At 62.5% G+C, this 25373-nt stretch carries 27 protein-coding genes; 11 read left to right on the top strand and 16 right to left on the bottom strand.

Annotation, left to right across the window (positions count from 1 at the left end; translation table 11 throughout):
* The first annotated feature begins 168 nt into the window (after positions 1 to 168).
* A complete protein-coding gene (locus NKH43_RS09840; RefSeq protein WP_352857854.1) occupies positions 169 to 1647 on the top strand; it encodes an esterase-like activity of phytase family protein in 1479 nt (492 codons plus the stop codon).
* A gap of 147 nt (positions 1648 to 1794) precedes the next feature.
* Here the strand turns inward: NKH43_RS09840 and NKH43_RS09845 are convergent, their stop codons facing one another.
* Complete coding sequence (locus NKH43_RS09845; protein ID WP_352481524.1) at positions 1795 to 2583, bottom strand: L,D-transpeptidase; 789 nt, start codon at positions 2581 to 2583, stop codon at positions 1795 to 1797.
* Between the two features lie 363 nt (positions 2584 to 2946).
* Between NKH43_RS09845 and NKH43_RS09850 the strand changes: the two genes are divergently transcribed.
* Together NKH43_RS09850 and NKH43_RS09855 are read left to right on the top strand one after the other, a co-directional pair.
* Entirely contained in the window at positions 2947 to 3159 is a 213-nt protein-coding gene (locus tag NKH43_RS09850) for a hypothetical protein (protein WP_352857856.1), read from the top strand.
* 3 nt (positions 3160 to 3162) lie between these two features.
* The gene (locus NKH43_RS09855; RefSeq protein WP_502906469.1) at positions 3163 to 3768 is read left to right on the top strand and encodes an MATE family efflux transporter; all 606 of its coding nucleotides are present in this window, start codon (positions 3163 to 3165) and stop codon (positions 3766 to 3768) included.
* Between the two features lie 9 nt (positions 3769 to 3777).
* Here NKH43_RS09855 and NKH43_RS09860 read toward each other — a convergent pair whose 3' ends face one another.
* Entirely contained in the window at positions 3778 to 4965 is a 1188-nt protein-coding gene (locus NKH43_RS09860; protein ID WP_352857860.1) for an MFS transporter, read from the bottom strand.
* A gap of 175 nt (positions 4966 to 5140) precedes the next feature.
* Between NKH43_RS09860 and NKH43_RS09865 the strand changes: the two genes are divergently transcribed.
* Complete coding sequence (locus NKH43_RS09865; protein ID WP_023721173.1) at positions 5141 to 5716, top strand: TMEM175 family protein; 576 nt, start codon at positions 5141 to 5143, stop codon at positions 5714 to 5716.
* Between the two features lie 122 nt (positions 5717 to 5838).
* Here NKH43_RS09865 and NKH43_RS09870 read toward each other — a convergent pair whose 3' ends face one another.
* The gene (locus NKH43_RS09870) at positions 5839 to 6120 is read right to left on the bottom strand and encodes a hypothetical protein (protein WP_023721174.1); all 282 of its coding nucleotides are present in this window, start codon (positions 6118 to 6120) and stop codon (positions 5839 to 5841) included.
* A gap of 129 nt (positions 6121 to 6249) precedes the next feature.
* Here NKH43_RS09870 and NKH43_RS09875 point away from each other — a divergent pair, with 129 nt between their 5' ends.
* Positions 6250 to 7113 carry an SDR family NAD(P)-dependent oxidoreductase gene (locus NKH43_RS09875; RefSeq protein ID WP_352481527.1) on the top strand — a complete coding sequence of 288 codons (864 nt, stop codon included), beginning with the start codon at positions 6250 to 6252 and terminating at the stop codon, positions 7111 to 7113.
* Positions 7114 to 7153: 40 nt separating this feature from the next.
* On the opposite strand, the gene NKH43_RS09880 is transcribed toward NKH43_RS09875, so the two are convergent.
* The 3 genes from NKH43_RS09880 to NKH43_RS09890 form a co-directional block, all read right to left on the bottom strand.
* Positions 7154 to 7585 (bottom strand): low affinity iron permease family protein, encoded by a 432-nt coding sequence (locus NKH43_RS09880; protein ID WP_031194582.1) that lies wholly within the window; start codon positions 7583 to 7585, stop codon positions 7154 to 7156.
* 87 nt (positions 7586 to 7672) lie between these two features.
* The gene (locus tag NKH43_RS09885; protein WP_023721177.1) at positions 7673 to 8314 is read right to left on the bottom strand and encodes a DapH/DapD/GlmU-related protein; all 642 of its coding nucleotides are present in this window, start codon (positions 8312 to 8314) and stop codon (positions 7673 to 7675) included.
* Positions 8315 to 8410: 96 nt separating this feature from the next.
* Positions 8411 to 8899, bottom strand: coding sequence for a CreA family protein (locus NKH43_RS09890; protein ID WP_023721178.1), 489 nt, complete (start codon positions 8897 to 8899; stop codon positions 8411 to 8413).
* A gap of 207 nt (positions 8900 to 9106) precedes the next feature.
* On the opposite strand from NKH43_RS09890, the gene NKH43_RS09895 reads away from it, so the two are divergent.
* On the top strand, positions 9107 to 9685 hold the full coding sequence (locus NKH43_RS09895) for an SCO family protein (RefSeq protein WP_023721179.1): 579 nt from the start codon (positions 9107 to 9109) through the stop codon (positions 9683 to 9685).
* A gap of 11 nt (positions 9686 to 9696) precedes the next feature.
* Positions 9697 to 10569, top strand: a complete 873-nt coding sequence (locus NKH43_RS09900; RefSeq protein WP_352857862.1) for a 50S ribosomal protein L11 methyltransferase — start codon at positions 9697 to 9699, stop codon at positions 10567 to 10569.
* A 31-nt stretch (positions 10570 to 10600) separates the two neighbouring features.
* Here NKH43_RS09900 and NKH43_RS09905 read toward each other — a convergent pair whose 3' ends face one another.
* Positions 10601 to 10945, bottom strand: a complete 345-nt coding sequence (locus NKH43_RS09905; RefSeq protein ID WP_348633244.1) for a hypothetical protein — start codon at positions 10943 to 10945, stop codon at positions 10601 to 10603.
* 36 nt (positions 10946 to 10981) lie between these two features.
* On the opposite strand from NKH43_RS09905, the gene NKH43_RS09910 reads away from it, so the two are divergent.
* Entirely contained in the window at positions 10982 to 12826 is a 1845-nt protein-coding gene (locus NKH43_RS09910; protein ID WP_023721182.1) for an aminopeptidase P family protein, read from the top strand.
* Here NKH43_RS09910 and NKH43_RS09915 read toward each other — a convergent pair.
* Positions 12816 to 13706, bottom strand: a complete 891-nt coding sequence (locus NKH43_RS09915) for a LysR family transcriptional regulator (RefSeq protein WP_352857864.1) — start codon at positions 13704 to 13706, stop codon at positions 12816 to 12818. The two genes, NKH43_RS09910 and NKH43_RS09915, sit on opposite strands and share 11 nt — an antisense overlap.
* Positions 13707 to 13820: 114 nt before the next feature.
* On the opposite strand from NKH43_RS09915, the gene NKH43_RS09920 reads away from it, so the two are divergent.
* Positions 13821 to 14060, top strand: a complete 240-nt coding sequence (locus NKH43_RS09920) for a hypothetical protein (protein ID WP_352481531.1) — start codon at positions 13821 to 13823, stop codon at positions 14058 to 14060.
* A 141-nt stretch (positions 14061 to 14201) separates the two neighbouring features.
* Here the strand turns inward: NKH43_RS09920 and NKH43_RS09925 are convergent, their stop codons facing one another.
* Positions 14202 to 15719, bottom strand: a complete 1518-nt coding sequence (locus NKH43_RS09925; RefSeq protein WP_352857867.1) for a winged helix-turn-helix domain-containing tetratricopeptide repeat protein — start codon at positions 15717 to 15719, stop codon at positions 14202 to 14204.
* Positions 15720 to 15873: 154 nt separating this feature from the next.
* Between NKH43_RS09925 and NKH43_RS09930 the strand changes: the two genes are divergently transcribed.
* Entirely contained in the window at positions 15874 to 16320 is a 447-nt protein-coding gene (locus NKH43_RS09930; protein ID WP_502906468.1) for a cupin domain-containing protein, read from the top strand.
* Between the two features lie 42 nt (positions 16321 to 16362).
* On the opposite strand, the gene NKH43_RS09935 is transcribed toward NKH43_RS09930, so the two are convergent.
* Both NKH43_RS09935 and NKH43_RS09940 read right to left on the bottom strand, forming a co-directional pair.
* Positions 16363 to 16659: an AzlD family protein gene (locus NKH43_RS09935; RefSeq protein ID WP_023721187.1), complete on the bottom strand. Its 297-nt coding sequence runs from the start codon at positions 16657 to 16659 to the stop codon at positions 16363 to 16365.
* Positions 16656 to 17384, bottom strand: a complete 729-nt coding sequence (locus tag NKH43_RS09940) for an AzlC family ABC transporter permease (RefSeq protein ID WP_023721188.1) — start codon at positions 17382 to 17384, stop codon at positions 16656 to 16658. The genes NKH43_RS09935 and NKH43_RS09940 overlap by 4 nt, the downstream gene beginning before the upstream one ends.
* Positions 17385 to 17625: 241 nt before the next feature.
* Between NKH43_RS09940 and NKH43_RS09945 the strand changes: the two genes are divergently transcribed.
* Positions 17626 to 18423, top strand: a complete 798-nt coding sequence (locus NKH43_RS09945; protein ID WP_352495125.1) for a class I SAM-dependent methyltransferase — start codon at positions 17626 to 17628, stop codon at positions 18421 to 18423.
* A gap of 16 nt (positions 18424 to 18439) precedes the next feature.
* On the opposite strand, the gene NKH43_RS09950 is transcribed toward NKH43_RS09945, so the two are convergent.
* From NKH43_RS09950 to lpxC, 5 genes are all read right to left on the bottom strand, one after another.
* A complete protein-coding gene (locus NKH43_RS09950) occupies positions 18440 to 19132 on the bottom strand; it encodes a DUF2461 domain-containing protein (protein WP_023721190.1) in 693 nt (230 codons plus the stop codon).
* Positions 19132 to 21339: an NAD-dependent DNA ligase LigA gene (gene ligA, locus NKH43_RS09955; RefSeq protein ID WP_352857870.1), complete on the bottom strand. Its 2208-nt coding sequence runs from the start codon at positions 21337 to 21339 to the stop codon at positions 19132 to 19134. The genes NKH43_RS09950 and ligA overlap by 1 nt, the downstream gene beginning before the upstream one ends.
* 230 nt (positions 21340 to 21569) lie before the next feature.
* Positions 21570 to 23243, bottom strand: a complete 1674-nt coding sequence (gene recN / locus NKH43_RS09960; RefSeq protein WP_352857873.1) for a DNA repair protein RecN — start codon at positions 23241 to 23243, stop codon at positions 21570 to 21572.
* A gap of 13 nt (positions 23244 to 23256) precedes the next feature.
* Positions 23257 to 24126 carry an outer membrane protein assembly factor BamD gene (locus NKH43_RS09965; RefSeq protein ID WP_352456160.1) on the bottom strand — a complete coding sequence of 290 codons (870 nt, stop codon included), beginning with the start codon at positions 24124 to 24126 and terminating at the stop codon, positions 23257 to 23259.
* Between the two features lie 204 nt (positions 24127 to 24330).
* The gene (gene lpxC, locus NKH43_RS09970) at positions 24331 to 25278 is read right to left on the bottom strand and encodes a UDP-3-O-acyl-N-acetylglucosamine deacetylase (protein WP_352481535.1); all 948 of its coding nucleotides are present in this window, start codon (positions 25276 to 25278) and stop codon (positions 24331 to 24333) included.
* Positions 25279 to 25373: the final 95 nt, after the last annotated feature.

Here is a 25373-nt window from a genome sequence, read left to right on the forward strand (position 1 = left end):
CGCCATGCCCGGGCTAGTTGCGACCACATGAGGCCCAGGCAAGCGCAGCACTGTCACGCAAGTATCATGTTCGCGTCCTAGATCGCTTCTCCGAAGGCTTTCGCGGCATTCTCGATGCGACGCGGCGCTTTTTCAGATCCCGGCTGTTTTGTCACAAAGAGGATTTCCATGAAAAACCTGCACCGAAACGCGTCCCTCGCAGTCGCGCTGGCGATGTTCACCGCCTTGACTCCGGCCTTGGCTGAAAACGCAGCGACCGTCGGCGGCGTCAGCTTCGTCAACAAGGGCCTGGTCGGTGTCGGTCGCATCCCGGCCAGCCAAAGGGACAAGTTCGGCGAGACGTTTGGCTCCGGCTCGGGCATGGCGATCGACGCTGCCGGCTGGACGCATGGCGCCGATGGCTATAAGGGCTCGCTGTGGCTGCTGCCGGATCGTGGCTACAATGTCGTCGGCACCACCGATTACCGTCCGCGCATCAACACGATTGCCATCGAATTCGCCCCGATCGCACCGGGTGCGGCACCAGCCGCCGGCCAGGAACAGTCGGGCCTCAAGGCAACCCTTGCCGACACCATGCTTTTGACCGACGACAAGGGCGCCGACGCAACCGGCCTCGATCCGCTCAACGGCGTGCGCGCCGCGACCGACGACATGCCGATCCTGCCCGAAGCCAACGGCAAGCTCGCGCTCGATAACGAGGCGATCGTGCGGCTGCCCGACGGCACCATGTTCATCTCGGACGAATATGGTCCGAACATCTACCACTTCTCCGCCGATGGGCGTCTGATGTCGGCAACGCAGTCGCCGGCGGCGCTTGTCCCGATGCGTCATGGAACGCCGAACTTCGCGTCCAACAATCCGGGACCGGGCGCGGCAGACCCAGATCCGACGGCTCCCGAAACCGGCCGTCAGAACAACCAGGGCCTCGAAGGCATGGCACTGACGCCGGACGGGAAGTTCCTGATCGCTGTGCTGCAATCGGCCCCCAGACAGGATGGCGGCGATTCCGCTTCGACGCGCCAGAACACGCGCGCGCTGGTCTACGATGCCTCGGATCCGGCCCAACTCAAGCTTGCGCATGAATATGTTGTGCCGCTGCCGGTGTTCACCGATGCCAAGGGCAAGACCAAGATTGCCGCGCAGAGCGAAATCGTGGCTCTGTCGGACAAGACCTTCCTGATGCTGGCGCGCGACAGCGGCAACGGCCAGGGGGTGAAGGGCGACACCTCGCTCTATCGCGAGATCAGCGTCGTCGATGTGTCGGCGGCAACCGACATCGCCGGCACCGAGTTCGACAAGGACAAGCCGGTTGCGCCCAAAGGTGAGCTCGATCCCTCGGTGACGCCGGCCAAGCTGACGCCGTTCATCGACATCAACGACAAGACCGAGCTCGGCCGCTTCGGGCTGCACAATGGCGCGCCCAATGACCGCAACAACCTTTCGGAGAAGTGGGAGGCGATGTCGGTGGTGAGCGTCCTCGATCCAACACGGCCCGACGACTATTTCCTGTTCGTCGCCAACGACAATGACTTTCTCACCCAGGACGGCTTCCAGGTCGGCGCGGCCTACAAGGCCGAAGATGGCGCCGATGTCGACACGATGTTCCTGGTCTATCAGGTCACGCTTCCAGGCCTCGCCGGGAAGTAGCGACACCCCCAGGCAGGCGGATGCGCCGAACGCGTCCGCCTGCCTGGCACGATCGAACGGTCGGGCCCTTCAGTTGCGGCTCGCCGGCACAAGGATTGTGTTCTAGTGGGTTTGCAAAACCTAAGACTGATGATCCGTCGAAGGCACTTACCTCAACATCTCCGCGTCCTTTGGCACGCCCGCATCGATCGGCTCGGCCGTCCTGTCCGACACGGCGGCGATCTTCCCGGCGGCCGACAGGTTCGGGCGCACGAAGACCGGCGCGACGCCGTCGACGCGGCTGTAGAGGTCGATAATGTCCTGATTCATGAAGCGCACACAGCCGGAGGAAGCGTTCTTCCCGATGGAATCCCACTCCGGCGTGCCGTGCAGCCGGTACATCGTGTCCTTGCCGTCGCGGAAGAGATATAGCGCGCGTGCGCCCAGCGGGCTGTGCGGGCCGGGCGGCATGCCGTCCTTGTATTTCGCCAGTTCCGGCCGGCGCTGGATCATCTCCGGCGGCGGCGTCCAGACCGGCCACTTCTTCCTCGCCTGAACCACGGCGCTGCCGGTCCATCCGAAACCGGCCTTGCCGAGGCTGACGCCATAGCGAATTGCCTTGCCGCCGTCGCGCACCAGATAGAGGAAGTGCTCGGAGGTATCGACGACGATCGTGCCGGGTTTTTCTCCGGTCGGATCGGACACGATTTGGCGCACGAATTTCGGATCGACCTTGGCTACCGGGATTGCCGGCAGTTGATAGCCCTCGTCGACGCGCGCCGCATACATACTTGCGGCATCGCCGAAAGCCGGATCGCTTGGCGCCGCGGTCACTGGCGGCGCCGCTACGTCCGTCGTGGTGCACGCCGAAAGAGCCACGGAGGCCGCGCCCAAAGCGGATGCACCAAGAAACGCACGCCGGTTCAGGCGCTCAAAAAACAGCGGAATATCGGACATGAACCCCCGGCTTGCCCATGAGATCCAGGAAAGATGCGGCCCCACGCGTGCAGGATCAATATACGATTCCGGAAGCTTTGAGAACATGATTGGATCAAGGCACGCCAGGCGGAATTCGCAACGCTGCGTCGACCTGTCTCGTTAAATCGGCAATCATTGCGGACCGGACTCAAGATAAGCCTTCGCCGAGTTGCCTGCCATGGACGACAAGATGCCCGCACGCCGGCGGACCAGCGACCTCACCAGTGGACCTATCCCGCGTACATTGCTGCTGTTCGCCCTGCCGGTGCTCGGCTCCAATGTTCTGCAGTCGCTCGCATCGCCGGCTCGGCCACCTCGACGCTGATCGGCCAGACGGTAAGCGTGCTTGCCATCCTGATCGTGCTTTATGCGCGCAAGCACCCGCTGCGGCTGGCCGGCGCCAATCTTGCTCTGCTGCGGCCGGACCCGGCGCTGCTGCGCATTGTCGTCTTCAAGGGCGTGCCGATGGGCCTGCAGATGATCGTCGTCTCGTCCGCGGCGCTGACTGTGATGGGCATGGTCAATGCCTACGGCTCGCAGGTCGCGGCTGCCTAGGGCATAGCCGCCCAGCTCTGGACCTATATCCAGATGCCGGCGCTCGCCATCGGCGCCGCGGTCTCGTCCATGGCGGCGCAAAATGTCGGCGCCGGGCGCTGGGACCGGATCGGCCGCATCGCCGCGTCCGGCGTCGGCTTCAACCTTGTGCTTACCGGCGTGCTTGTCGCGCTGCTGTTCGTATTCGATCGCGCGGTGCTCAGCCTCTTCCTCAGCAGCGACAGTGCAGCGATCGACATCGCCACTCACATCAACAAGGTCGCATCCTGGTCCTTCATCCTGTTCGGCATCACCATCGTGCTCTTCGCCACTGTGCGTTCCACGGGCGCGGTGATGCCGCCGCTGATCATCCTGGTGATCTCGGTACTTCTGGTGCGCACCAGCTTCGCCTATTTCTTTCGAAGTGCGATCGGTGAGGAAGCGTTGTGGTGGAGCTTTCCGGCCGGCTCGATAACCTCGCTCGTGCTGGCCACGGCCTATTATCGCTTCGGCGGTTGGCGCAGCGTGCACATGATCGAGAGCCGGCCGGCTGCCGGCGAACCGCCGGATACCGGCCTCGGCGTGCCGCGCCAGCGCGCGCATCTTTCGCCCGAGACGCCGAACGGCTGAAAGGCCGGCTCAGCGCGCGTATTTCGCGCCAAACCCGAGCGCCACCAGGGAAAAGACGACAATCATGCCGGCAAAGGCCAGGCTCGCCACGGTCGCGCTTGCCACGGTCGACAGGATGCCGATGCCGATGACCGGCAGCGCGTTGCCGCAAAAACAGCAGATGAAGAAGGCCGAGACCACTTCGGCGCGCCGGTCCGCCGGCGCGATCTCGTTCACCACTTGCAAGCCGCCGCGATAGCCGAGCGCTGCCGACACGCCACACAGAGCACTTGCGGCGACCATGATGGCCATCGAGGCGAAGAGCTGCGCCGCAACGATCAGTGCGACGCTGGGGATCATCAGCGCAAGTGCCGCAAACATCGCGGCCCGGCTCGAAAGACGCGTCGTCGCCACAATGGTGCCGGCCGCCACGATCGACAATTCAAAGAACAGAGCGCCGGCTACCGCATGGTTGGCTACCTGCAGTTGCTGCGCCAGGATGCTCGGCGCGAGTGCCGCATAAAAGCCGACGAGCGCCATCGCGCCAAAGCCGGTCACCGCCGGCGCAACGAAATTTGCGCGGATGTCATCAGGCACGGAAAGCCGCGGCCGCATCGAGACGTCAGCCAGTTTTCCCGGCCGCGAAACGGTTTCCTGCGTACGCCAGATCAGCAGGGTTACGATCGCTAGCATCGCCAGGTGGACGACGAATATCAGCCTGAGCGGCCAAGGTGCGTATTCTGCGAGCAACCCGGCCCCCAGCGCACCAATGCCGAGGCCGAGAAAATTGGTGCTGGTGGCAATCGTCGCCGCCTGTGACTTGTCGTTGGCCGAGAGCAATTCGGCGAGCCAGGCCGTCCCAGTCCCGGCGCCGACGCCAATTCCCAATCCGCTCAAAATCCGGGCGATGTCGAGCCACGCGACATTTTCTGCGAACAGGAAAAACACCGCGCTGACGACGGCCACCGCCATCCCGGCCAATGCCATCGGACGGCGCCCGATAACATCGGACACACGGCCCAACATCAGCAGCGCTGCCAGATTGCCGATGACATAGACGGCGTAGACCAGCGTCAAAGTGATCTGCGAGAAGCCGAAGACCTGCTTGTAGATGATGTAAAGCGGCGTCAGCGCCGTGCTGCCGGCGAAAAGAGCCGCGATCATGGCAGCCACGGCAGCCGCTGCGGCGCTGCCGCCGAGTTCGTGATCGCGCGTCATGACTTGAGCGTGAGCTGTCATTTTTCGACCTTTTGCTGTTCGGGATCTGACACCAAACGCCTTTTTCGCGTCAGCCGTTCCCCCTTCCCGACTTGCTCCTGACAAGTTTGGCAGCTTTGCCGATGGCGCTGAGCGAGATCCTCTTTTAACCTCAGCGGATTGTCAGGGGAGATTCATGGGCAAAGGACGGGTCGAGGCATTCACCGATGGCGTGGTCGCCATCATCATCACCATCATGGTGCTGGAATTGAAGGTGCCGCATGGCGAGGATTTTTCCGCGCTGGCACCACTCTGGCCGATATTCCTCAGCTATGTGCTGTCCTTTATCAATGTCGGCATCTACTGGAACAATTTGCACAACATGTTCCATACCGTGCAGCGGGTTGACGGCCGCGTGCTGTGGGCGAACCTCAACCTGCTGTTCTGGCTATCGCTGATGCCGGCGACGACAGCCTTCATGGGTGAGAACCATTTCGCGCCCGTGCCGGTCGCCGTCTATGGCGTCGACCTGGCGCTCTGCGCCATCGGCTTCAACATCCTCACCATGGCCCTGCATCGACTGCACAGCAGCGAAACCCTTTTCGCCAGGGCATTGGGCAATGACCTCAAGGGAAAGATCTCGCTGGCCCTCTATATCGCCGCCGTCGCACTGACCTTCGTCAATCACTGGATCGGTGTCTCGATCTATGTCCTGGTAGCGCTGATCTGGTTAGTGCCGGACAGGCGCTTCGAGCGGCTAATCGAGAAATAGACAGACCATGATCCCGAACCGAAGGACCGCGTCAGCGAAAAGTGGATGCCGGTTTTCGGAAAAGATCATGGTCCAACGAGAAGATAGAGCCCATCCCGAATTTTATCGGGATGGAACAGGCTCTAGCCTCGCATTTCCTTCAGCTTTTCCGCTACCGAGGCGGCAAGGTCGGCGTAGCGCTCCTCCAGCCGCTCGGCCGCCTTGATCACTGAAAAATCATGGCCGAACTTTTCCAGCGCCATACGCAGCTTTTCGACGAACTCCGCCTGTTTTTCGAGCGCCGAAAAAAGCGTTTTCACTTGCGCTTCGCTGATGTCGGGATTGGCAAGCATTTGCGGCACTTCGCGGCTCATCTGGTCGCCGGTTGCGGTCTGTTCTTTCAGGATCTCGATCCAGTCGGTCAATCGTCAGTCTCCTTTTTCGATATCAGCATGCGCAGCGCCCGCCGACGCGGTCAACCCGAAGATACCGGCATCGGCTTGCGCGAGCCTCGTTCCGCGCTAAGTTCGCCGCGGCCAGAACAGGAGAAAATCATGACCACCAACGCCGAGATCCAGACCGCCCTGCCCGCACTTGCCTCCGGTAATGTCGCCGTCATCACCGGCGCGGCCAGCGGCATCGGCCTTGCCGCGGCCAAACGACTAGCGGCGATGGGCATGAAGATCGTGCTGGCCGACATCGGCGGCGCACGCCTCGATGAGGCCCGACACGCCGTCGCCGCCATCGCCGGCGAGAGCGCCGTGCTTGCCGTTGCAACTGACGTCTCGAAAGCCGACGAGCTCGACCGACTGGCCGAACGGACATTCGGCGCCTTCGGCGACGTCTCGCTGCTGATGAACAATGCCGGCGTCGGCAACAACCCCGGCAAGCCCTGGGAGAACCGCGAGGCCTGGAAGCAGTTGCTGGACATCAATTTCTGGGGTGTCATCCATGGCGTCGAGGCCTTTGCGCAGCGCATGCTGGCGGCGGGAAAGCCGGGTCTGATCGTCAACACCGGCTCCAAGCAAGGCATCACCACGCCGCCCGGCAACCTCGCCTACAACGTCTCCAAGGCTGGCGTGAAGACCTATACCGAGGGCCTTGCACACGCGCTGCGCAACGAGCCCGGCGCCAATGTCGCGGCGCATTTGCTCATTCCCGGGTTTACCTTTACCGGCCTGACCGAAGGTGCGACCGAAAAGCCGGCCGGCGCCTGGACCGGCGAGCAGGTCATCGACTTCATGCTGGCCTCGGTGCTGCGTGGCGATTTCTACATCCTGTGTCCCGATAACGAGGCGACCCGGTCCATGGACGAAAAGCGCATGGCTTGGGCGATTGGCGACATCATCGAGAACCGCCCTGCCCTGTCGCGCTGGCACCCGGACTACAAGGAAGCCTTTGCAGCATTCATGAAATGATCCGGCGAACGTCGCGCAGGAACCCGGACAACAGGCTCCCTCACGCCGAAGCGTGCTTCTTCGCGTTGCGCTTCTTGGCCACGGCTTTGGGTGCGGCCATGTCGGCAACCTGTTCGTCGTGCCGCTTCGCCGCGCGTTCACATTTGGCCCGGATTTCCTCGACTTCGGATTCGGTCAGGTGCTCGATGCCGATAAAGGTATTCTTGGCTTTGCTGACGCGGATCAACTCGTCGAGCTTGGCCTGGATCGCTGCACTGTCGCGGTTCTGGGTGTTCTGGATGAGAAACACCATCAGGAAGGTGACGATCGTGGTGCCGGTATTGATGACGAGCTGCCACGTGTCGGAAAAGCCGAAGACCGGACCGCTTGCCGCCCAGACCACAATGATCAGGAAACAGACGGCAAACGTCGGCGGCAGACCGGCAAGATGGGCGATATGGTTGGCGATCCTGGTGAACAGCTTTTCGATCATGGCAGGGAGAAACAATCGGCAACTGCTTCGAGTTCCCTGCGAGGAGGAATTCACGGTCAAACAGCGCACGCGCCGCGCTCGCAACGATCAGGCGGCGTCGTTTTCCCAGCGGTCGAGGAAAGCCTCGATAGGCAAGGCCTGCATGTCGGGGACTGCCCTGGCCAGTTTCTCGACCGGCCAGTCCCACCAGGCAAGACGTTCGATCCGTGCCGCAGTTTCCGCGCTGAAGCGCTGGTACAATGGCTTGGCCGGGACGCCGGCGACGATTGCATAGGCCGGCACGTCGCGCGTCACCACCGCGTTGGCACCGACGATCGCGCCATTGCCGATCACTATGCCAGGCATGATCACCGCGCCATGGCCGATCCAGACATCATGGCCAATGCTGACGGCTTTCGCCCGCCGCCGGTCGCGGAACGCCTGATCGACACCCAGCCAGCGGAAGTACTCGTTGGGCCGGTAGCTGATCTTGTGTTGCGTCAGCCGCTCGACCGGATGCTCCAGCGCATTGATGCGGCTGTTGGCGGCGATCGAGCAGAACTTGCCGATCGTCGTGTAGATCGCCTCGGCGTGGCGCTCGAAGTAGGAGAAGTCGCCGACCACCACCTCGCGCAGGATGACCCGCTCGCCGATCGACGCATAGCGTCCAAGCTTGCAAGCCTTCAGCTCCGCCGTCGGATGGATGCGCGGCTCGGGATCTTTCAGGACAAGGTGTTCGGGACGGTCCATGCGCGCGCTTTACGCCGGCACGCATAGTCTCGCAAGCCGAGTGCAGCGCCGCGCATCCGTTTGGATGCGCCAAGGACCCTGTAGCACCTTCAGTCTCTATTTCGGCTTGCCGCTGGTCCACACCACGTTCTGGCCGTAGAGCGGCACGGTGGTGACCGACATTTTTGCCGAGCCATCCTGCACTTGGCGCGAATGCGAGAGGTAGATCAGCGTCTCGTTGGCCTTGTCGTAGATCCGGTTCACCACCTGCTTTTTCCAGATCAGGCTGATGCCTTGCTTGAACACCTCCTCGCCGGCCTCGCTCATGTCGATATCGCCAATGGTGATCGGCCCGGTCTGGCGGCAGGAGATCGAAGAATCGGACGGGTCCTCGAACCAGTTGCCTTTCTGCAGGCGGTCGATCATGCCACGGTCGAAATAGGAGACGTGGCAGGTCACGCCCTCGACCTTCGGATCCTTGATCGCCTCGACGATGATGTCGTTGCCGAGCCAATCGACGCCGACCTTGCCGACTTCCTCGGCGACGGCCGCGCCGGCACCAATGACCAGGCATGCGGCCAACGCGCCGCCAATCAATTTTCGCAAAGAGGCCTCCTGCGGTTCGAATTTTGCCGACCTCAGGTGGGACGAACGGCAGCGCTTTGCAAGCAGATCGCCTTCCCACTGGATTGCCGGTTGCGGCAACGCGACATCTTTGCGTCGGCGCGACCGAACCGCTAAGAGTGTTCGCCAAGCCAGGGCCTTCACGGCGCCAATATGGCGGCCGATGGAAATCACGACGGACTTTCACTGATGATGCGTTCAATTCTGGTCGGCATTCTGCTCTTGATGGCCGCAGGCATCGGCTGGCTCACCTTCGACTGGTACCGCGGACATTATGGCGGCGAGCCGTTCGGAGCGCCGTTTACGCTGGTCGACCAGAAGGGCGCGCCGGTCACCGAAGCCGCCTTTCGCGGCCACCCCAGCGTCGTCTTCTTCGGCTTCACGCATTGTCCGGAAGTCTGCCCGACCACGCTTTTCGAGTTGGCCGGCTGGCTGAAGACGATGGGCGACGACGGCAAGAACCTGCGCGCCTATTTCGTTACGGTCGACCCGGAGCGCGACACGCCCGAAATCATGAACACCTATGTCAGCAATTTCTCCGATCGCATCCTCGGCATCACCGGCGATCCCGACAAGGTCCACGCCATGGCCAAGTCCTTCGGTATCTACTGGAAGAAAGTCGACACGAACGACGGCGACTACACGATGGACCACACCGCTTCGGTGCTGCTGCTCAATGCCAAGGGCGATTTCGCCGGCACCATTGCCTATGGCGAAAGCCCGGACGCCGCCATCGCCAAGCTCAAACGGCTGGTGGCGGAAGGTTGACATATCCGGTAATGACGCAGACGCGTTTGTATTTCACCGCGGGCAAGATCGAGGCTAATCGCATCTTCGCGGCGCTCGGTGCGGCGTTCGACGATGAGGGCCTGCCGGTTGCGGTGCTCGAGGTCGACGAGGACCGCGACATCCACGAAGTATCGCTCTATGCGGACGACAACGTCGATGCGGTCGAGGCGCGGCTTAGGGACATCCTTGCCGGACTGTCGCTGTCGAAATCGATAGAGCGCGAAGCGCTGCCCGACATCGACTGGGTGGCGCGCTCGCTGGAGGGGTTGAAGCCGGTGCGGGCCGGGCGCTTCTTCGTCCATGGCGCGCATGACCGCAGGAAGCGCCACAGCGGTGAGCTCGCCATCGAGATCGAGGCCGGCCTTGCCTTCGGCACCGGCCATCACGGCACCACCGCCGGCTGCCTCGAAATGCTGGAGCAGGTCATAGAGCGCGAGCATCCGCGCAACGCGCTCGACCTTGGCACCGGCAGCGCGGTGCTCGCCATCGCGGTGGCCAAGCTCGCTCATATTCCAGTGCTGGCGACCGACATCGACCCGGTCGCCGTCAAGGTGGCCGCCGCCAATGCGCGGCTGAACCATGTCAAGGCGCTCATTGAAACGGTGGCTGCACCCGGTTTTCATCATCCGATCTTTGCCGCGCGTGCGCCCTTCGACCTGATAATTGCCAATATATTGGCGCGGCCGCTGATGCGGCTGGCGCCGCAAATGGCCGGGCATATCGCGCGCGGTGGCTCGATCGTTTTGTCAGGCATTCTCGAGCGCCAGCGCGACGCGGTGATCGCGGCCTATGTCGGCCAGAAATTCCGGCACGTCCGCACCTTGCACCGCGAAGGCTGGGTGACGATCCATCTCAAGCGCTGAGGCGCCGCGCCTTCAACGCATCCGCTCGGACCTAGCGAGAGTTCGCCGCTTTCTTCAGCTCTTCGCGATCGTAGCCGTGAGCTTTCAGCGTTTCGTCATCAAAGCCAAGCAAAACGCCGCTCACATACCGGCTCGCTTCGCGCTGGCGAGCTTCGATCAGCGCGTTCACAGCGCTTCTGAAAAATCCGCGTCTGGCTGAAATCGTGGACATGATGGTCTCCTTTGCAGGCAATAAGACACGTTCCTCCACGTTAAGAAGGTAAGCCTTGCTGACGCTTTTTGAAATCGCCGATTCTGCATGGCCTCCATGCGCAAAAAGAGGCTGTCGCGACCAGGCATGATCGTTCCGAAAATCGATTCCGATTTTCGAGGTCATGCGCTACGGTCGCGCCAGCATTCGAGGAGAGCCCACATGTTCCAGACCTTCGATTCCGCCGGCGATCCGGCCGTTGGCAAGCCGCGCGTGGCAATGCTACGCCAATGGTTGGCGGCGAATGGGCTGGACGGCTTCATCGTGCCCCGCGCCGATGAGCACCAGGGCGAATATGTCGCCGACCGCTCGGCACGGCTGAAATGGCTGACCGGCTTCAGCGGCTCGGCCGGCGTCGCCATTGTGCTTGGCAAGCGCGCCGCCATGTTTGTCGACGGGCGCTACACGCTGCAGGTGCGCCAGGAGGTTGATCTCGACATCTTTTCGATCGAGAGCCTTGTCGACAACCCGCCGGCCAACTGGATCAAGGACAATCTCGGCAAGGGCGTGCGGTTGGGCTTCGATCCATGGCTGCATACGATCAGCGACGTCAAGGCGCTGAGGGCCTCGGCCGTCAAGTCCGGCGCGATACTGGTGCCGCTCGAACAAAATCCGATCGACGCCATTTGGCAGGACCAGCCCGGGCCGCCACTGGCGCCGGTCGAGATCCACCCGATCGGCTTTGCCGGCGAACTGGCCAAGGACAAGTTGGTCCGGCTGGCGGCAGCCATCGAGAAGGAGGGCGCCACCCATGCCGTATTGACCGACCCCTCCTCCATCGCCTGGGCCTTCGACATCCGTGGTGGCGACGTGCCGCACACACCGCTGGCGCTCGGCTTTGCCGTGCTCGCCGCCGACGGATCGCATCTGCTTTTCATGGACCAGCGCAAGTTCTCACGCACCGTCGCAGCCTATCTGACGCAGCTCGCCGAATTGCACGAACCCGGTGAATTCGAAACAGCGATCGTCACCCTGGCCAAGGGCGGTGCAAAAATCGCGCTGGACCCCGCTCTGGCGGCGGAGAAGCTCAGCATGCTGGTCGAGGACAATGGCGGCACCGTCACTGCCGCACCGGATCCGGCCCGCATCCCACGCGCAACGAAGAACAAAGCCGAGATCGCCGGCGCCCGCGCCGCGCATCGCCGTGACGGAGCCGCCGTCGCCAAGCTGCTGTGCTGGCTCGACCGTCAGGAACCCGGCACGCTCGACGAGATCACCGTTGTCACCAGGCTCGAGGAGACGCGCCGGCAAACCGGCGACGAAACACAGATGCCGCTGCGCGACGTCTCGTTCGACACAATCTCCGGCGCTGGTCCCAACGGCGCCATCATGCACTATCGCGTCTCCCGCGCCACCAATCGCAAACTGGAGCATGGCGAGCTGTTCCTGCTCGATTCCGGCGGACAGTACCAGGACGGCACCACCGACATCACCCGCACAGTGCCGATTGGCGCGCCGACGGAAGAGATGCGCGAGCGCTTCACGCTGGTGCTGAAAGGCATGATCGGCATCTCCATGCTGCGCTTTCCACTGGGCACGCGCGGCTCCGAACTCGATGCCGTAGCGCGCCTGGCGCTATGGAGACACGGCTGCGATTTCGCCCATGGCACCGGGCACGGTGTCGGCTCCTATCTTGCCGTACATGAGGGCCCGCAGCGTATCGCCAAGACCGGCACCGAAAAGTTGCTGGCCGGCATGATCGTCTCCAATGAGCCCGGCTACTACAAGGAAGGTTCTTACGGCATCCGCATCGAAAATCTCGTCCTGGTCACTCCGGCTGAGATGGTCGAAGGCGGTGACATCGCCATGCATGGCTTCGAGACGCTGACGCTGGCGCCGATCGACAAGCGGCTGATCCGGTCGGATCTGTTGACGCGTGACGAGTTGCATTGGCTCGACGAATACCACGCGCGGGTTCTGGCCGAGATCGGACCGATGCTCGACGGCGAGACGCTGGCCTGGCTGGAAAAGGCAACCGCCCCGCTGCCGCACGACTTCAAGCAATAGCGGCGGCGGCAACGCCGGTTGACAGGCTTTGCTCCGCAAGCAGTTCTTGCAAAGCCGTGACGTTGGGAGAACCGGCTCCCTTGCGCCAGAACAACACCGTGACGGCGTTGTCTTCGTCAGAGGGCAGTTCGTGCAGCTTTAGCCAGCGGCTCTCCGGGAAACCCGAAAGCACACTTTTCGGCATCAGCGCTATGCCCATGCCAGCCACCACGCAACTAAGGATGGCATGGTATGAACCAAGCTCGATGGTTTTCTCGGCCATGAACCCTCTGCGCGCGTACCATTGTTCCAGCCGCTTGCGGTGCGGGCAGCCGTGCTCGAAGGCTATCATGGTTTTGGGCATGTCCAGGCGGTCGTCGATCGAAACGCGCGATGCCGCCGAGACAATGACCAGTTGCTCCTGGAATGCTGACTGCTTTTCGAACGGAGCGTCGGCGATCGGCTCGGCGGCGAAGGCTGCATCGAGTTCGCCGGCAAGCATGGCGGTCGCGAGAACCTGCGGGTTGCCGGTGCGCAACTGGATTTCCACTTCGGGATAACGTGCGTGATAGTCGGCGAGCAGACTTGGAAGCCGTGCCGCGGCGGTGCTCTCCATGGCACCTAGGCGAAGCGTGCCGCGCGGGCGTGGATCGAGCATCGCCGTTCGCGCCTCCTCCGCAAGCGCCAGCAGCCGATCCGCATAGCCGACCAATTTGTGACCGGCCGGCGATACGTGCAGGCGCTTGCCCTCCCGGATAAACAGCTGCACGCCGAGATCCTCCTCGAGCTGCCGGATGCGTGTGGTCACGTTCGATTGCACGCGAAACAGTTTTTCCGCTGCCCTGGTGATTCCGCCCTCGCGCACCACCGTGCGGAAGATGCGCAGATCGGCCAAATCCATACATCTCTCCTGGAGAACGTAACGATCTTAATTATTCATTTTAGCTGATTAGCCCTTTCCCGTAAATCGTCGGTGTAGCTGCCTATCAAAACGGCAAACCAGGGGGAGATGGAAATGTCGCCCGAGCCCTTCGGCATCCAGCCGATCGATCTAAGCGCATTGACGCCAAAGCAGCGTGAAGCGCTCTATAGCGGCGCCGTGCGGCGCGCCCACCAGGAGAGAGCGGAGGCGATCCGGCTGAGCCTGTCGCAGGTCGCGTCGATATTCAAGAAACCTGCTGGCTGGGCAGGAGCTATTACATGGTTTGCAGCGCAGATGAGCGCTGCGGCGAAGCCGCACGATCAGAAGTGGTGATTTTCGCAATGGCGGTGGGTCGGCTATCGACCGGACCCCAGCATCACCCTGAGTGCGAAGCCGACCTGGCTTGTGCTGCCCAACAACTGCGTGACCGACATCACACAGACGACGCCAATCTGCAGGGGATTGACCGCAGCCTTACTGCTGCCAACCGGCTTTCTTCAACAGATCCGCCATCTGGTCTGCCCAATGTGGATTGCGCAGCCTGAGCGGCGCCAAGGCATCGCCTGTAGGGTTCTCCATCTCCCGCATCAGTTCGACGCAAGATCTTGCCTCCGGCAGACGGCCAAGCGAGACGTAGCAGCAGGCGAGTGTTTCATAGGTGGGTCGCCACGTGGGACCGACCTTGCGAGCCTCAATCGCCGCGACGAGCCCCTCGTTTGCCTGCCCCGCAAATAGATAAGCGAGCGCCAGGACATTAAACCAGACGAAGTTCTGCGGATCGTACCGGTTCAACATAAGGCCGTGTTCGAGCGGCGCTATCGCTTCGGATGCGCTGCCGCGGAAAAGCTGCCCCATTCCCATAGCCAGATGACCAAGGGCGAAACTTGGGCTGATCTCGATCGCTCTTTCCGCAGCAAGAACGGCTTGTTCCTGCGCATTGGCATAGATGCTGCAGATGGCGTGCGCATAATGCGAATAGGGATTTTTCTCGTCGAGCCGAACCGCCTTCAGGGCTGCATCCAGGCCTTCTCGGATATCCTGTGCCGGCTTGTCGCTCCAGCCGTAAGCGACGATGCCGGCGCTCACCCGACCGAGCCAGAGATGGGCCTCTGCGAGTTCACGATCGAGCTTGCACGCCAGCCGAAATAACTCGCGGCCACGCAAGTGAGTTTGACGGCCGACGTGGTGAAAATGCCAGGTACCTTGCCGCACCAGGTCCCAGGCCGTCGCATTTCCGCTGTTGCGTCCAACGGCTGGGAGCGACTCCGTCTTGAGCAGTTCGGGTTCGATCGCACCAGCCACCCGCTCGGCTATGGCATCCTGGACGGCGAACGCCTCCGTCAGTTCCATCTCGTATCGTTCGGCCCAGATCTGATTGGCCGAGGCGGCATCGACCAGTTGCGTCGAGACCCGGATCTGCTGGCCGGACCGGCGCACACTTCCTTCCAAGACATAACGGGCGCCAAGCTCGCGGGCCACCTGTTTGGAGTCGACCGACTTGTCCTTATAGACGAAGCTGGAATTGCGCCCGATCACCCGGAACCATCGGAACCTTGTCAGCGCGGTGATGATGTCCTCGGTGATGCCGTCAGCCAGATAGGCCTGTTCCCTGTCGCCGCTGACATTGGCGAACGGCAACACCGCAATGGACGCCCTTTCGGAGAGACCCGCCAGTTGGCTCGGAAGCGCATCGTCTGCAGCGGGGTCAAGCACATGAACACTGCCGGCGAAGCGATATCCGGTGCGGGGGACGGTGGCGATCCATTCGCTGCCGTCCGGCTGCGGGCCGAGTAGCTTGCGCAGGGCGGCAATCTGCACCGAAAGATTGCTTTCCTCGACGACGGCATCGGACCAGGCGGCCTCCATGAGGGCCGTCCTGCTCAGCGCCTGCGTCGGTGCCTCCACCAGGGCCTGAAGCAACGACAAGCCTTTTTGCCCGACCGCAACTGGCTTGCCCTCGCGAACAAGCGTCCCGCGCAGCAGGTCGAGCACGAACGGCCCGAACGCGAAGCGTCGCGGTGCTGAAGCATCTCGCTTTCCGGCTTCGGAAGAATTCGGAACTTTTCGCCTCCTGTTAAGGACTTCGGACGGGGGACTGATCATTCTGGCCGTCCTTCGCACAGACTAACACAAACGGAGGTTCAAGATGATGATGTTGAAACAGCCGGCCGCAATGGACAGTGCTGCGCCCAGCGAGGGAAAGGCTTTGGTTGTTAGGGGCGGCGAGGCTTATCGGGCCGAACAGGGGTCGGACTATCTGCCGGGAATAAGTGCTGAGACCGTCGGAGCGAAGGCCCTTTGGCTGGGCGTCGCCTCAATCCCGCCGGGCAAGCGGACCAAAGCCCATGTTCATGCGCGCCACGAAACAGCATTCTATATGCTGAGCGGAGACGAGTTGGAGATGTGGAGCGGGGACGAACTGCAGTTTCGCGACCTCGTGCATCCCGGCGACTATCTCTACATTCCCGCCAACGTGCTTCACGTTGCCGTGAACCGGGCAAGCACGCCGGCCGCCTTTATTGGCGCCCGCAACGAACCGACCGCACAGGAGAGTGTCGTTCTGTTCCCGAAGATGGACGGCAAAATACCGTGAAGCGGCGATCTGGCAGGAAGACAGGCGTACTCCGTCGGTCCACTACCCGACGAGCTGCCGCGCGAGGATCAGCACGGCAGCACCCGCCAGGAACATCGCCATCAGGCCGCCGCGCAGTGAGACAAGGCCGGCAACGATCAAGGCTGCCCATTCCGCCGGTCCGGCGCTGAGCGCCGCCGGCGCCACCAGCGTGGTCAGCACCGCCGCCGGCACGGCGCTGAGCCCGGCCTCGACGCGCGGATGGATATGGTCGAAGCGTGAGATCACCAGATGACCGCCGATGCGGGTCAGATAGGTCGCGATCGAAGCGGCGACGATGATCCACAAGGTCGTGCTCATGGCCGTGTCTCCACGCCGCTGTGGCGGGGCGGCAGGATGACGGCGAGCAGCACGCCGGCCAGCGCACCTATGGAGACATGCCAGGGCGAGCCGACGGTTTTGTACGCAATGATGGAGGCGGCAGCGCTGGCGATGACCACCGGCAGCCACAGCGGCCGCTTGCGGAAGCTCATAACCAGGCCGAGAAAATAGATCGGCAGCAGGAAGTCGATGCCCAGCACATGGGTGTCGGGAATAAGCTTGCCGAACATCGCGCCGAGCGCGCTTTCGATGACCCAGAACACATAGACCGGCAGCCCAAGCCCCATATACCAGGTAAACCCGACGGTTTCGCCGGCCTCCGCCTTGCGCTCGGCCATCGCGAACTGCGGATCAGTGAGCACGAAATAGCCTATCGCCTGCTGGATCAGTGGCCAATGCGCGATGCGCCGGCCGATACCGGCCGAATAGAGCACGTGGCGAAAATTCACCGCGAAGATCGACAGCACGATCAGCCACGGCGCGACATGCTGGCCGAACAGCTCGATGCCGACCATCTGGCTGGCGCCGCCGAACACCGTTGCGCTCATCAGGAACGCTTCGAGCACGGAAAACCCGTTGTCGACTGCGAGCGCCCCGAACAGCAATGCAAACGGCGCCGATGCCACCACGACGGGCATGCTGAGCCGCACGCCGTCCCAGAAATCGCTTTTCGCACTGTTTTCGGAGATTGCTTCCGCCGACATCAATCGCCTCCTCGGGACGGTCGTATGTAGGGAGGGCCGCCCTGCTTGTCACACCAATTCGATTGAGGCAAATGATCAGCGGAAGTGATGGGTGAGGCGGGCGGCAAGGCGCTCCAGTGCCAGTGGATAAAAATCAGACGCTTGGCACCTGGGAGGGCATATCCGTTTGCGCCCATCGGTCCTTGCCAAAAGTGGCGGCCACAGACCCAAGGCCAGAGGTGCTTCCCCAGAGGTGGTTGCAATGAGCGAATTTTTCATCGATCCAAAATTCGGCCGCCTGGCCTTCGGCGCCGATCCCGGCAGCTATCACGCGACGCGGCCTGGCTATCCTGATTGGGTATTCGAAATTCTATGTGAACGGTGCCGTCTCGCCCCTGGCACGGCGACGTTCGAGATTGGCGCAGGTACAGGAACTGCTACGCGCCGCTTACTCGAACTGGGCGCGAGCCCGATGCTCGCCATCGAGCCGGATTCTCGCCTCGCGACTTTCCTTTGCGAGACTATTCAGGACAAGGCGCTCTCGGTGAGCGTCTCTGCGTTTGAGGATGCCGTCCTTGAGAAGGCCGGTTTTGATCTCGGCGTCAGCGCCACTGCCTTTCATTGGCTGGATGAGGACACCGCGCTGGTCAAGGTCGCCGAGCTGCTTCGGCCGGGCGGCTGGTGGGCAATGGTCTGGAATGTATTCGGCGACAACAGTCGCCCCGATCCCTTTCATGATGCGACGAAGGCACTGCTTGAAGGGCCTTCGAGCCCTTCGGCGGGCTCAAATGGTATTCCGTTCGCCCTTGATGCCGAGGCCCGCGTGGCGGCGCTGGAGCGAACCGGCGCGTTCGATTCCATCGAACATGGGACAAGTGTCTGGTCGCTCGTCCTCGATCCTGACCAGACGGTCGCCCTCTATGCCACTTTTTCCAACATCAACATCCGCAGCGACCGCGAAGCAATCCTGGCGGAGCTGGGTCGCATCGTCCGCGACGAGTTCCAAGGCTCCATAACCCGCAACATGACCACCAGCCTCTACACTGCGCGGCGCATTTGACTGTCTGATTTATCCGCTAGCGCGGCGAAGCCTTGCCTTCGATCGCCCTGCCCCAGTCGAGCAGCGGTTTTGCCCGCATGACGAAGTCGACGAGTTCGTCGACCAATCCAGCTCCATAAATATCCGCCGGCTCGACTGCGTGCCGGACGGCAAAATGCCGATTGCGGATCGCGGCAGCGAGATCGGGCTCGGCGATATGCTCGAAGCCGCGCGGCGTGCGCTTCATGCAGCCGTCCGGGTCGAGCTCGAGGCCGTTCTTCTTCAGCGCCGCGACGAGGGTGCGGAATTCAGCCGGCCGCTTCGCGATCGCGTTGCGCAGCGCCAGCAATAGCTCCGGTCCGGGCTGCCACCAGGCAACGGCGGCAAAGCAGCGATCGAGCCCGATATGGACGTAAAACACGCCCTGTTCCATCTTGGTGCCGTCAGGCGAAAGGATCGCCGACAAATGCCGGTTATAAGGCCGTTTGTCCTTGGCGAAACGCACATCGCGATTAATCCGGAACAGCGACTTCTTGCGGTCGCCGCGCAGGCCGAGCCCCGCGGCCGTGAAGCGCTCGGAGAGCGTTTCGACCAGATCGCCGAAGGGGTCGCGCAGATCCCGTTCGAAAAGGTCGCGGTTTTCCAAAAACCACTCCCGGCTCTGATGAAAATCCAGCGCCTTGAGGAAGGGAATGGCCTTTTGCCCAAAACCGTTGAACGCAGCCGCCATCACGCGCCCTTGCCGATCCGCTGCAACCAGGTGTCCTCGTCGATCACCTCGATGCCGAATTTGGTCGCGTCCTTCAGCTTGGAACCGGCGCCCGGCCCCGCTACCAGGAGATCGGTCTTCGCAGAAACCGAGCCGGCGACCTTCGCGCCGAGACGTTCGGCCATCGCCTTGGCCTCGGGGCGCGTCATCTTTTCCAGCGTGCCTGTAAACACGATTGTCTTGCCGGCGACCGCACTATCGGCTGAGACGTTCACGATGTATGGCTTCGGGTGGACCTGTGTGAGCAGCGCTTCAAGCACGGCGTCGTTGCGTTCATTGCCGAAGAAATCGCGAAGCGCACCTATCACCGTATCGCCGATGCCGTTGATCGAAGGAAAAATGGTGTGTGGATCGGCTGCCGCTGCTGTCTCCTTGCCAATGCGGATCAACTCCTCGATCGTCGAGAAGGTTCGGGCAAGCACAGCGGCCGTCGTTTCGCCGATATGGCGGATGCCCAGCGCAAAGATGAAGCGATCGAGTTCCGGTTCGCGGCGAGCGTCGATGGCAGCGAAGAGCTTGTCGAGGCCGTCGTAGTTGCGTTCCTCGACACTGCGTACATTCTTGCGCGTCTTGCCCGACGCGGCCTCACGCTGCCTGGCCTGCTCTTCCCGCCGCTCGGCCAGCGCCTTGGTAACGGCGGGACGACGATCCCTGAGCGTAAAGATATCGGCGGCTGTCTTGATCAACCCGGCGTTGAAGAACAGATCTATGTTTTCAGCGCCCAGGCCTTCGATATCCATGGCGCCGCGTGACACGAAATGGCGCAATCCTTCCACGGCCTGCGCAGGGCAGATCAGTTCGCCGGTGCAGCGGCGGCGGGAATCCTCCTTGCCGGTCTTCTCGTTGATCTCGCGCGTTGCGGGTGAGCCGCAGATCGGACATTTGTGCGGGAATTCGTAGGGCACGGCATCTGCCGGACGCCTATCGGCTACGACGCTGACGATCTGCGGAATGACGTCCCCTGCCCGCTGGATGACCACTGTGTCGCCGATACGCACGTCATAGCCGTCGCGGATCGGCTGGCCGTTGCTGTCCAGACCCTTGATGTAATCTTCGTTGTGAAGCGTGACGTTTTCGACCACTACGCCGCCGACCGTGACGGGTGCAAGCCGGGCAACGGGCGCCAGCGTACCGGTACGGCCCACCTGAATGTCGATCCTGAGCACGGTTGTCATCGCCTGTTCGGCCGGAAATTTGTGGGCGATGGCCCAGCGCGGTTCGCCAGTGACGAAACCCCATCTGCGCTGCAATTCCAGCTGATCGACCTTGTAGACGACGCCGTCGATGTCGTAGCCCAGTGATGAGCGCTGGGTCTCGATCAGGTGATAATGCGCGACCAGTTCCTCGACCGATCTTGCCCGGACCATCAGCGGGCTGACCTTGAATCCCCACTCCGCGAATGTTTGCACGGAATCGTATTGGGTCGGAGCCGGATCCTTTGTGGTAAAGCCCCAGGCGTAGGCAAAGAACTTGAGGTTGCGGCTGGCGGTAACGGACGGGTCTTTCTGACGGAGCGACCCGGCCGCGGTATTGCGCGGATTGACGTAGTCCTGGCCGCCGAGCGCCGCCGACCGCTGCTTCAACGCCTCGAATTCCGCGTAGGTCATATAGACCTCACCGCGTATTTCGATGACCTCGGGCCAGCCCGATCCATTCAAGGTCTTGGGAATGTCGGCGATGGTCCTCAGATTGGCGGTGATGTCCTCGCCAACGGCGCCGTCGCCGCGCGTTGCTCCCTGCACGAACACACCACCTTCATAGCGCAGCGAAGCCGACAGCCCGTCGATCTTCGGCTCAGCTGTGAAGGCGATGTCCAGATCCTTGTCGCGATCAAAGAACCGCCGGCCACGTACAATGAAATCGGTGACGTCCTGGTCGGTATAGGCCTTGGCGAGGCTGAGCATCGGCACCGCATGACGCACCTTGGCAAAGCCTTCCGCCGGCGGTGCGCCGACCCTGCGTGAGGGCGAATCCTCGCGCACCAAAGCGGGGAAGCGCTGTTCGATGGCGAGGTTGCGCCGCGTCAGCGCGTCATATTCCGCGTCCGTGATTATCGGCGCGTCCTCGCCATGGTAGCGCCGGTCGTGCTCGGCGATCTCCTGCGCCAACCGCTTCAACTCGCTTGCCGCCTCGCTTTCGCTGAGCGAATCGACTGGTTTTTCGTCCATACACTGCTCCCTCCACGGTGGCGCGACACAATAGAACAGGATTCTCTCATGAGGGAGAGACCAGACACGGGAAATCATTCCTGAACAGCAGGATGGAGCCAGACCCTGACTCAGGTCACGAGCGCCGGAAACGAACTCGTCTAGAGCAATTCCAGGAAAAGTGTGAAACGGTTTTCCGTCCGGAATTGCGCAAAACAAAGAGGTAGAGCGGTTCGGCGTGATGAACGGCTCTAGGCTGCCGCGATGTTCTCCCGCAGCAACCGCTCGGCCGCCGCGCGCGCCTCGTCGGTGATGGTGGCGCCGGCGAGCATGCGCGCGATCTCCTCCTGCCGCGCCGCCCGGTCCATCTCGGCGATGCCGGTCGACACCCGGTCGGCCCCGCCTGACTTGGAGATCAGGAAATGCGTCGCGGCGCGCGCCGCCACTTGCGGCGCGTGCGTGACCGAAAGCACCTGCACGCGCTTTGCCAGCCGCGCCAGCCGCTGGCCGATGGCGTCGGCAACCGCGCCGCCTACCCCGGTGTCGATTTCGTCGAAGACCAGGGTCGGCGCCGAGCCGCGATCGGCCAGCGCCACCTTGAGTGCCAGCAGAAAGCGCGAAAGCTCGCCGCCGGAAGCGACCTTCATCATTGGGCCGGGCCGGGTGCCGGGGTTGGTGTGCACCCAGAACTCGACCTGGTCGATGCCTTCTTCCATGCGGCTCCCGGCATCGCTTGCGATCTCGACGATGAACTCAGCACGTTCGAGCTTCAGCGCCGGCAGTTCGGCCATTACCGCCTTGGTCAGCCCTGCGGCCGCCGCATGGCGAAGCGACGACAGCTGGGCCGCCGTAATGTCATAGGCCTGACGCGCAGCTGCAGCCCGTCTCTCCAGCGCATGCAGGCGCTCTTCGCCAGCGTCGAGATCGGTAAGGTCGGCCGCCATGGTGTCGCGCAGTTGCGCCAGATCGTCGACAGCGACGCTGTGCTTGCGCGAGGCGGCACGCAGCGCAAACAGCCGCTCCTCGGCCTCCTCCAGCCGCTGCGGATCATATTCAGTGGCGCGAAGTGCTGCTTCCACGCCCGACTGCGCCGCGTCGAGCGACAGCATCGCCTCGTCGAGCGATTTGACGACCTCTTCAAGCAAGCCGGGCGCTTCCGTCACCTTGCGCTGCAGCCGCCTGAGCAGGCTGGCCAACTGCGGCAAGGGTGAGGACGGGCCCGAGAGCACATCCTGCGCATCGTGGATTTCCGAGGCGATCTTTTCGGCACGCATCATCGAGGCGCGCAGTTCGGCGAGCTCGGTCTCTTCACCCGGTTGCGGATCGAGCCTGGTCAATTCGGCGACCGCCGCACGCAGATAATCGGCCTCGCGGGAAGCCGCCTCGACTTTGGCCCGGTGCCGTGAAAATTCCTGCTCGCAGGCGCGCCAGTGCCGCCACGCCTCGCCTGTTGCACGCGCGGCGCCCAGATGACCGCCGAAGCTGTCCAGCAATTCCCGATGCGCACCGGGATCGACCAAAGCGCGCTCGTCGTGCTGGCCGTGGATCTCGACCAGCGCATGGCCGACGTCGCGCATCAGCGTCACGCTGGACGGCTGGTCGTTGACGAAAACGCGCGTGCGGCCGTCCGCCGTCTGGACGCGGCGCAGGATGATGTCGCCGTCGTCCTCGATGGCGTTCTCGGCGAGCAGCATACGGGCCGGGTGGTTGCGCGGCACGTCGAACACAGCGATGACCTGGCCTTGTGCCGCGCCATGCCGCACCAGCGAGGCGTCGCCGCGGGCGCCAAGCGCCAGCGACAAGGCGTCGAGCAGGATGGACTTTCCGGCGCCGGTTTCGCCGGTCAGCACCGAAAGGCCGGACGAGAAGTCGATGTCCAGCTTCTCGATCAGAACGATATCGCGGATCGACAGCCTGGAGAGCATGGTGACGCGCCGCTCAGGCGCCGGTGATCAGCTTCCCGGCCTTGGAGATCCACGATCCGGCATTCTCGCGCGGCTCGAGCCCACCACTCTGCAGGAGCTTATAGGAGTCCTTGTACCACTGGCTGTCGGGATAGTTGGTGCCGAGCACGGCCGCGGCGGTCTGCGCTTCCGACGTCAGCCCCATCGCGTAGTAGCTCTCGGTCAGACGCGCCAGCGCCTCCTCGACATGGCGTGTGTTGGAATAGTTCTCCACCACGTTGCGGAATCGTTTGACGGCTGCGATGTACTCGCGGCGCTCGAGATAATAGCGGCCGATCTGCATCTCTTTGCCGGCGAGCTGATCGTTGGCGAAGCGGATCTTCTCCTTGGCGTCGTCGGCATATTCGGACGTGGGCCAGCGCGTCACCAGGTCCTGCATCGTCTGCACGGTAAGACGCGCTTCCTTCTGGTCCTGGGTGACGTCCTTGATCTGGCGGTAGTAGCTCAGCCCGATAATATATTGGGCATAGGCTGCATCGTCGGTCGACGGGTAAAGGGTCAGGTAGCGCTTGGCCGAACCAATCGCCTCGTCGTAATTGCCCTGACGGTAGTCGGCAAAGGCGCCCATCACCATCGATTTGCGGGCGAATTCCGAATACGGATGCTGGCGGTCGACGGCATCGAATTTGCGGCTTGCCTCCTGCAGGCGCCCGGCATTCAGATTGGCGAGACCCTGATTATAGAGCACGTCGGCCGGCTCGGTCTGATCGACATAGGTCGATAGATCGACGTCCTTCTCGGACGACATGCAGGCCGACAGAAACAGCGATGGAACGACGACCGAAAGCGCCAGGAAAACAGCCCGCCGCGGCGCCTTCGATTGACCAACTCGCTTGAAAAACATGATTGGATTCCGCCCTTTCGGCGTCATTTCAGTCGACGGCAGCAGCCATAAACCATAACCGCCTTGCCCGGCAACGCTATCCCCGGCCAATCGCACATTTTTGTGGCGGTTTGGCGCCACCTGGAAAGCTGTGCGATTTGGCCGGCCAGTGATGCATCCTTGCAACACAGCTGATCGCAATAAGAGCCGCAAAAACGTTAAGAATCAGATCATCCAGGGCGCAAAGAGGGGGGCATTGACGGCGCTCATCTCGGCGGCACGGCCGCGCTCGCGGCGCGTCGTCTCGACGATCTCGAAAGCCGAACGGTCGGACAAGAGACGGCGCAGCGCCGCGGCGTTCAGCCTGTGGCCACCACGATAGGAGCGGAAGCAGCCGATAAACCGGGCACCGGCGAGCGCCAGGTCGCCCATTGCATCCATCGTCTTGTGCCGCGCGAACTCGTTGGGATAGCGCAGGCCTCCCATGTTGATCACGCGGTTGTCATCGCCGATCACCAGCGAGTTCTCCAGCGAGGAGCCGAGCGCGTAGCCAGCTGCCCATAGCCGCTCGACGTCCTTCATGAACCCGAAAGTGCGGGCCCGCGCGACGTCGCGGCGGAAAATGTCGGCATTCATATCGGATGCGAAAAGCTGGCGGCCGATCGCCGGGCTTTCGAAATCGATCTCGATCTCGAAGCGCGTGCCATCATAGGGCCTGAACTCCGCCCAGCAGGCGCCGTTCTCGATGCGAACCGGCTTGACCACCCTGATGTAGCGACGCTTGACCGGCAGCGTTTCGATGCCTGCCTGGTCCATGGCCTCGATGAACATGACCGCGCTGCCGTCGAGGATAGGCACCTCACGGCCGTCGATTTCAATGACGAGATTGTCGATCCCAAGCCCAAAGAGCGTCGCCATCAGATGCTCGACCGTGGCAATGTGCTCGCCTTGCGGATCGCCAAGCATGGTGCAGAGGTCGGTGGCACCGACCTCGGAAACGAGCGCGCGAAATTCGTGGCTTCCGCTTGCATTCGAAAGCTGGAAGACGATACCCGTATCGGCATCTGCCGGCAGGAAATGGACGGTGACCGGATTGCCGCTATGGACGCCGATACCAGTCAGCGTCGCACGCGATTTAAGTGTCGTCTGATAGTCGTGCAAAACAATCCCCATAGCCCGTACTGCCTAGGTCCGCTTCATCTGCCCTGAGGGCGCGGCTCTTGATTGATCGGCAGGCAGGGCCACTTCCCCGAGACTCCCAGCAAACC

This window comes from Mesorhizobium sp. M1163 (assembly GCF_040318415.1).
Classification (GTDB): domain Bacteria; phylum Pseudomonadota; class Alphaproteobacteria; order Rhizobiales; family Rhizobiaceae; genus Mesorhizobium.